Raw genomic sequence first — 7,139 nt, forward strand, 5'->3', positions numbered from 1 at the left:
CGCCGGAGCGGACTCGCTCGGCGCGGTGCCGTTCGCGAGCCAGCTCTCGTCGACGCGGAACACGTCGGACTCGCATACGATCACCGAGCGCTCCACGATGTTCTGCAGCTCGCGCACATTGCCGGGCCACGGATACGCCTCGAACAGCTCGAGGGTCGCCTTCGAGATGCTGCAGAACGTCTTGCCGACGCGTCGCGCGCAGCGCTCGACCAAGTGCTCGACGAGCAAGCGGACGTCCCCTTCGCGCTCGCGCAGCGGCGGCATCTCGAGCGGGAACACGGCGAGGCGGTAGTAGAGATCGCTGCGGAACGTCCCGGCCGCGATGGCTTGCCCGAGGTCGCAGTTGGTGGCGGCCACGATCCGCACGTCGGCACGGATCGGCGTCGTCCCGCCGACGCGTTCGAACTCGCGCTCCTGCAGCACGCGGAGCAGCGCGACCTGGGTCTCGGCCGGCAGGTCGCCGACCTCGTCGAGGAACAGCGTCCCACCGGCGGCCAGCTCGAAGCGTCCGATGCGGCGTTGTAGCGCCCCGGTGTAGGCGCCGCGCTCGTGTCCGAACAGCTCCGATGCGATCAGCGCGGACGGAATCGCGGCGCAGTTCACGCTCACGAAGCGTCGCGCGGCGCGCGGCGAGCCCTGGTGAAGGGCGCGCGCCAGGAGCTCTTTGCCGGTGCCGGTCTCACCCGTGATGAGCACGTTCGAGTCCGTCGGGGCGACCTTTCGCGCGCGCGCCAGCACTGCGTGGAGCGCCGCAGAGCTCCCGACGAGGCGTGCAAGCGGAGCGGGCTCATCTCCCGCTTCGCCCCCACCGTCGAAGGCAGAGAGATCGCGCCCTTGGCGCGTCGGCCGCGCCATCGCCCACGGACCTGCTCTCCAAGGCTCTCGATCGTTCACGTCACGGCCCAGATTTCCCGGATAGTCACTGGTCATCGCCATCGCTGTCTCCTCCAACACGCTGCGCCGCCTGGAACACGCTTAGAAGGACCCGCCGCAAGGTCGCTTCAGCGACTGGCTTGCGCAGGAATTCGACGGCCCCGGCGGAGCGCGCACTGCGCTCCTCGTGGTCGCTGGCGCGGCCGGTCAGGAACACGATCGGGATGCGCGCGCCGCGCGCGGCGAGCCGGCGCTGGACTTCGAGCCCGTCCATGCCCGGCATGCGGACGTCGAGCAGCAGACATGCGGCCTGCTGCACCGCGGGCGAACTCAGGAATTCCTCGCCCGAATCGAATGCCTCGGCACGATACCCGAACGAGCGAACCAGGCGGTGCGTCGACTGACGCACCGAAGCGTCGTCGTCGACGACGGCGATGAGCGGCACTGCCGCATTGCCCACCGTGGTTTCGCTCGCGTCGCTGCCCGACTCCGGCTTCGTCATGGGAGCCAAAGTACGGGTGCGTGTCGGGTTCGCCTAGCTGTCCTTTGGTGCAGCGCTCGGGCTGTCCTTTGGGACAGGTCCCGCTTCTCCGTCCGGCGCGACGCCGAGCTGGGCGGCCATGCGGACCAGCTCCGCGAGCGACTCGGCGCGCATCTTCTTCATCAGATGCGCGCGGTGGAACTTGATCGTCCGCTCGGAGGTCGAGAGCTCACCGGCGATCTGCTTGTTCAGCAGGCCGGCGGCCACCAGCACCATCACCTCGCGCTCGCGGGGCGTGAGCGCTTCGTAGCGCTCATGCAGCGCTGCGGCTTCGCGTCTCGTCCGGTGCGCGGCGCGATCCCGCTCGATCGCGGCGCGGATCGCCGCGAGCAGCTCGCGCGAGCGGACGGGCTTCGTCAGGAACTCGACCGCTCCGGCCTTCATCGCCCGCACGGTGAGCGGAATGCTGCCGTGTCCGGTGACGAAGATGATCGGAATCTCGACACCCGACTGGGTCAGCTCGCGCTGCAGGTCCAGTCCGCTCAGGTCGGGCATGCGGAAGTCGAGCACCAGGCAGGCGGGCCTCTCGGCGGGTGCCGCGTCGAGGAACTCTCGCGCCGACGCGAACGTGCGCACGCCGAATCCAAGCGAACGGACCAGTCGCTCGGTCGAGCGCCGGACCGAGACGTCGTCGTCGACGACGAAGACGACGGGCTCGGCGTCCATCACGCGGTTTCGTCCGGCGCCGCGGGAAGCAGGAAGGAGAACGTGGAGCCCGGTCCAGGATCGGGCTCCCGATGGCGCGCCTTACCGGAGGCTGTGATCAGGACGGCGAGGAGCGAGAGGACGACGAAGTACGCAGGGCCATGTGGAATCGCCCTGGGGTGGACCGGAGCGATGAAGACGAAGTGGAGCACGACGAGCGACAGCAGCACCGCCACGACACCCGGCCTGCGCCCCCCGAGCCAGACAGCGACGCCGAGGATTGCATCGCCGTAGCGGAGCAGGGACGGGGTTTCGCGGCTCACGCGCTCTCCGCTACGTCGCGACGGCGCGCCAAGCTGCGGCACGGAGGAGCTGCCGATATTTCGGCGCGAGTCGCTCGGGTTGGCTCTCGGTCTCGTTGAATAGCCAACTTGGAAACGGTGGCCACACAAGGGTGTTTTCGGCACCTGCTCGCCGTCTCTTCGAATCTCGTCTTCGATGGACCTCTCCTTACGCTGGCATGAAAGATGCTGGATGACTCCGGCAGCGACGGAGGTCACATGGTGGCGTCAGCATCCGCAGTCGAGGCGAAACGGGGCGCCGTCGAGGTGATCGACACGACGCTGCTGGATCTCGTCTGGAGCGTGCGCGAGGTCACGTCCGACGACCGTGAAGTCGTCGTCGCGGTTCGCGCTCTGCTTCGTTCCGGCAGGATTCGGCTGCGCGGCGCGTTCCGCGGCTGCCCGATCGAGTGCTTGCTCGACTGAATGCGAAGTAACAGATCGCGCCGAACCACCACGGCGGCGGCGAGATCAGGAGGGCATTCCGTGACATCCACCGAGCCTCACGCTTCAGAAGGCGCCGCCGCTCGAGTGCTCGCTCGGTTCAGCCAGCAGACGGCGATCCGCCGGCTCGCGCGCGGGCTGGCCGGCGAGCTGCTGCTGGTCGATCACGAAGGCGACATCGTCGATCCTGGCATCGACCCCCGCGTCTTCACCCGCGTGCCTGCCGATCTCGCGCCCGACCGCTACGCGCACGTGACGCTGCTTCTGGCGGGCGAGGCCTACCTGCCCGGATGTCTCGTCGTCGGGGCGGCGCTTCGCTGGCATGTCCAGAGTGGCGCCGCTCTCGTGTGTCTGGTGGACGAGGCGGTGCCGGATCGAGCGCGCGACATGCTCGCTCGAATTTACGATCGCGTGCTGTTGGTGCCGCGCCTGCGTGCCCATCCGAGCTCCTACCCGACCGACCTCCTGTCCGAGAACTACCAGTACGTGTACACGAAGCTCCACATCTTCGATGCCCAGCTGCTTCCCTACGCGCGGGTCAACTTCGTCGATGCGGACTTGCTGCCGCTCCGCTGCTTCGATCATCTCTTCACGGTGGCGGCGCCGGCGGCGGTGATCGAGAGCGTCGATGCCACGAGCCAGTACGCATACGTCCGACACATGCACGGGATCCGGCACGGCGAGCCCGTGCCGCCGACGATCCTCGAGCCTACGTCGGACGACGACGTCACCGGCGGCATCAACGGGGGCCTGCTCGTCATCGAGCCCGATCGCGCGCGCTTCGAGGACATGGTCGCGCGCATCCAGCGGCCGATGTCCGAATGGGGTCCGCGTCACCGGCGGCTCCACGATCTCGGCATCCGCTACGGCTTCCCGGAGCAGCACTTTCTCCAGGTGGATCTCCAGGACGCGTGGACCGCGATCGATCCGCGCTTCAACTCCATGCGCATGGACCTGCCCCACAGCTTCGGCGTGCACTGGATGATCGGACGGAAGCCCTGGCTCAACCTCGGCAACCCCGGCCGCACCGTGAGTGAGGCGCTCTGGTCGATGGCGTGGGAGACGTTGCGGCTGCACCACCCGGAGATCTGTGCCGACCTCGAGCAGCGCGAGCTGGTGCGGCGCTGGCCCGACGACCACGAACTCGTTCGGGACCCTGGAGTCGTTCGACCCCGCCCGTGAGAGGCGGCTGGCTGATCCAGAGGCGGCGTCGCCGGGCCGGTGGTGATCCGCGCGGAGCCGGCGTCTGGTGGAATTGCCTCGTTGGAGCTCTCGGAATCGCACGTCTACGGTCGAGACGAGGGCACGGTAAGCCCTGCCCGTGTTCTCTCGACGTGGCGCTATCGACGAGCGCTCTTGCGGACCGCCGGTGAGAGCGCTGCGATCGTCCTCGCTACCGCGTCGTGTGTGGCACTTCGACACGATTCGCTCACTCCTCGTAGCCGCGCCGCGCGCGATCGAAACCCGCCGCGACCAACCGCCTCGTCCCGGATGTCCGCCGATCGGTTGCGGACTCGAAGCGCGCGATCGCCTGCTCTGCCACAGACGTGCATCAGGGCCACGGGATCGCAGCCGATCTGTTCGGTCGATGGTTGCGAGCAGTTCGTCGAGGGCCGCGTCGCAGCACGCCTGACGGCGCCTCCTCTCGTTGGGGAAGCGCCCGTCGACGCGTAACAGGCGGGAACCCCGACCGCCGGTAGCGAAGCGACGCGCACGACACCGCGGGTCGACGCCGTCGCTTCACCAGTCGGCTGAGCGGGTCACTTGGCAGACGATTCCGGTCAGGGTCCCCTCTGCTGAGCGGCTCGCGTGGCCAACGACACATCATTGGGTGGGCTCTTCCGTGCCGGTCGGCGCACGCAGGCAGCCCGATCTCCCGCCGACGCGCCGAAATTTGGGCGCGTCAGCGTCACGGTGGCTCGCTTGCTGTGGGCAAGGCGCGCTGCGCGTCGTCCTTGGAGGGCCGCGAACCTCGGCATGCTCGATGCAATGCCGGTCGCCATGGCTTGCCGCTCTGCGCGACGCCGCAGCACGGACGAGTGCCAACCAGCGGATAAAGGGCGAGCGTGATGAGGCAGCGAAGCGATTGTTCCAATGAAGGTGTCGGCCTTTGCATCCCCGATTACGTCGACGCTTTCTTTCCCGACATCGGCGTCGCGAGCCTCGGGCGCCTCGCCTGCTCGGTCGAGTACCCGCTCGATCAGACGTGCGGCGGGGCGCCGACGGCGAACAGTGGATCCCAGATAGACGCCTCGCGGGGTAGGGGAACACTTGCCCGACTTCACCTGCCCATCGTGCGCGATGCGATCTAGAACGAAGCGAAGGCCGAGATCGGAATTACCCGATGCAGTTCCACCTCCTCTCCTTCGAAGGGCCGGACGGCTATTCCCGTGCAGGCGGGATCGCGAGCCGGATCGACGGTCTCGCGCAGACGCTGGCCGGACTCGGATTCGAGACGCACCTGTGGTTCGTCGGCGACCCTTCACTCCCCGGCTACGAGTCGCGCGGCCGGCTTCACCTCCACCGTTGGTGCCAGTGGATCAGCCGCTACCACCCCGGCGGCGTCTACGACGGCGAGGAGGGCAAGCGCAACGACTTCGCTGCTTCGCTGCCGCCCTCCTTGCTGGAGGTCCTCGGACTGCACCTTGCCGGCCGCCACGCCGTCATCCTCGCCGAAGAGTGGCACACGGTCGACGCGGTCCTTCATCTCGACTGGCTGCTACGTCGAGAGGGATTCCGCGAACGCGCGAGCATCCTCTGGAATGCCAATAACGTGTTTGGCTTCGACCGAATCGATTGGGGCCGGCTCACCGAGGCGTCGATCATCACGACCGTGAGCCGCTACATGAGGCAGAGGATGAAGAAGGCGGGCGTAGACCCCATCGTGATCCCGAACGGTCTCTCTACAGACGCCTTCCTGTCGCCGAGTCGGGCTGGCGTCGGGGTGATGCAGCGCCGGCTGCGAGGACGGACGGTGCTGGCGAAGGTCGCTCGCTTCGATCCCGACAAGCGTTGGCTCGGCGCCCTGGAGATCGTCTGCGAGCTCAAGCGGCAGCGGCAGCGACCGCTGCTGCTGGCTCGCGGCGGAGCCGAGGCCCACGGGAACGACGTGCTCGCGGCGGCACGCGCAATGGGTCTACGCATCGTCGATCGCGATGGCGGTGCCAACGGAGTGGAAGGACTCCTCGACGGACTGCGCGGTGTGAGCGACGCCGACATCGTGCACCTCAAGGCACCCATCGGTGCCGAGGTCCGACGGGTGCTGTTCCGCGGAGCCGATGTCGTGCTCGCCAACAGCGGGCACGAGCCCTTCGGCCTGGTGGGTCTCGAGACGATGGCCGCGGGCGGAATCGCTTGCACCGGGATCTCGGGCGAAGAGTACGCCGTGCCCGGCCGCAATGCGCTGGTGCTCCAGACATCGGACCCGCGCGAGTTCTTCGGACTCTTCCGGCGACTCAAGGCCAACCCCGCCGAGGCGAAGTCCATCCGCCGCGAAGCTCGTGCCACGGCCCGGCGCTACGCCTGGGGTGAGATCGTCGAGCGACTCTTCTTGCCGCAGCTCGACCTGCTGCGCGCGATACGGGGCGTACCGTCGACAGCAACTGCAACGGTCCAGTCACCCGCATGAGAGGTTCAGGAACATGACCACCCGGTTTGCGCCCAGGTCCTCGGCCGTTCATCCCGACGACGCGATCTCTGCGTACGGCAAGGCGCGTTCGACGATCAAGGGGAGCCCGCTCGACGCGGACGAGCTGCGCAAGATCGACGCGTACTGGCGGGCCAGCCTCTATCTGAGCCTGGGGATGCTGTACCTCAAGGACAACCCGTTGCTCCGCACGCCGCTGGAGCTCGCGCACACCAAGCCGAGGCTACTCGGCCATTGGGGCTCGGACGCAGGCCAGTCTTTCGTCTACACCCACTTCAACCGCCTGATCAACAAGTACGACCTGAACGCAATCTTCATCTCCGGCCCCGGGCACGGAGCGCCGGCGGTCCTTTCGCATGCCTATCTGGAGGGGACATATTCGGAGATCTACCCGGACAAGAGCGAAGACGCGGCCGGAATGCAGCGATTCTTCAAGCAGTTCTCCTTCCCGGGCGGGATCGGCAGCCACGCCACGCCCGAAACACCGGGCAGCATCCACGAGGGCGGGGAGCTCGGCTACAGCGTCTCGCATGCGTACGGGACCGTCTACGACAACCCGGATCTGATCAGCGTCGTGATGGTGGGGGACGGCGAGTCCGAGACGGGTCCGCTCGCGACCAGCTGGCACAGCAACAAGTTCCTGAACCCG

General features: G+C 67.7%; 8 protein-coding genes. 4 read left to right on the forward strand and 4 right to left on the reverse strand.

Annotated features, from left to right (window positions below):
- The 4 genes from VMS22_25450 to VMS22_25465 all read right to left on the reverse strand — a co-directional run.
- Window positions 1-936: sigma 54-interacting transcriptional regulator (locus VMS22_25450; GenBank protein HXJ37388.1), on the reverse strand; the 936-nt coding region annotated here is incomplete at its 3' end.
- Window positions 920-1,375 carry a response regulator gene (locus tag VMS22_25455; protein HXJ37389.1) on the reverse strand — a complete coding sequence of 152 codons (456 nt, stop codon included), beginning with the start codon at window positions 1,373-1,375 and terminating at the stop codon, window positions 920-922. The genes VMS22_25450 and VMS22_25455, both read right to left, overlap by 17 nt.
- Window positions 1,376-1,408: 33 nt before the next feature.
- Entirely contained in the window at window positions 1,409-2,080 is a 672-nt protein-coding gene (locus VMS22_25460) for a response regulator (protein HXJ37390.1), read from the reverse strand.
- Entirely contained in the window at window positions 2,080-2,382 is a 303-nt protein-coding gene (locus tag VMS22_25465) for a DUF4118 domain-containing protein (protein HXJ37391.1), read from the reverse strand. The genes VMS22_25460 and VMS22_25465 overlap by 1 nt, the downstream gene beginning before the upstream one ends.
- 240 nt (window positions 2,383-2,622) lie before the next feature.
- On the opposite strand from VMS22_25465, the gene VMS22_25470 reads away from it, so the two are divergent.
- The 4 genes from VMS22_25470 to VMS22_25485 form a co-directional block, all read left to right on the forward strand.
- Entirely contained in the window at window positions 2,623-2,826 is a 204-nt protein-coding gene (locus VMS22_25470) for a hypothetical protein (protein ID HXJ37392.1), read from the forward strand.
- A gap of 105 nt (window positions 2,827-2,931) precedes the next feature.
- Complete coding sequence (locus VMS22_25475) at window positions 2,932-4,026, forward strand: hypothetical protein (protein ID HXJ37393.1); 1,095 nt, start codon at window positions 2,932-2,934, stop codon at window positions 4,024-4,026.
- A gap of 1,162 nt (window positions 4,027-5,188) precedes the next feature.
- The gene (locus VMS22_25480) at window positions 5,189-6,472 is read left to right on the forward strand and encodes a glycosyltransferase family 4 protein (protein HXJ37394.1); all 1,284 of its coding nucleotides are present in this window, start codon (window positions 5,189-5,191) and stop codon (window positions 6,470-6,472) included.
- Window positions 6,473-6,485: 13 nt separating this feature from the next.
- On the forward strand, window positions 6,486-7,139 hold a 654-nt coding region (locus VMS22_25485; GenBank protein HXJ37395.1), incomplete at its 3' end, for a phosphoketolase.

The organism is Candidatus Eisenbacteria bacterium, assembly GCA_035577985.1.
GTDB lineage: Bacteria > Desulfobacterota > Binatia > DP-6 > DP-6 > DATJZY01.